This window comes from Halomonas flagellata, from assembly GCF_022487945.1.
Lineage (GTDB): Bacteria > Pseudomonadota > Gammaproteobacteria > Pseudomonadales > Halomonadaceae > Halomonas > Halomonas flagellata.
Genome location: NZ_JAKVPY010000142.1, coordinates 1 through 541, shown reverse-complemented (window position 1 = coordinate 541; position 541 = coordinate 1). Strand labels below are relative to the sequence as shown.

The 541-nt window shown below is 53.6% G+C and carries 1 pseudogene; it reads right to left on the bottom strand.

The features are described 5' to 3' along the window. Window positions 1-387, bottom strand: a pseudogene (locus MKP05_RS21570) (hypothetical protein); the annotation flags it as partial. Between the last annotated feature and the right edge of the window lie 154 nt (window positions 388-541).

The window sequence follows — 541 nt, the reverse complement described above, 5'->3', positions numbered from 1 at the left end:
CCCTCCGCCCCAACTGATTTCCTCCCATTTATCGGAGCCTGGCGCGCGATATTCCGGGAATTTCAGGCGGCTTTCAGAATGGATAAAGTCCACCAGACCAGCCCCTTTCGGACAGAGCGCACCACGGTTGACCGGATGATCCGGATCGCCTTCGATATGGAAAATGGATGCTTTGGCGTTTTTTGCGCCGTCGCCGAGGCTATACATCAACAGCCCACAGCCGACAGAACAGTATGTGCAGGTGTTACGGGTTTCGCGCGTGCGCAGCAATTTGTACTGCCGTGTCTCCGCGAGCGCAGTTGCCGGGGCAAAGCCCAGCGCTGCTGCCGTGGTTCCCGCCATACCGCCAGCGCAGATCTTAAAGAACTGCCTTCTGCTGACCTGCATGGTTCGCTCCTTGTTTCGACATTGTCACATGTAGTTATTTGCTTTGCGGTGAAGGCCGCAAAGGTTCAGAATTAGGGCAAATTTCCCTCATTCCTGAAGGGATAAAAACAGAATACCACATTGTGTGTATGCCTGTTCCAATACGGTTAAAGCA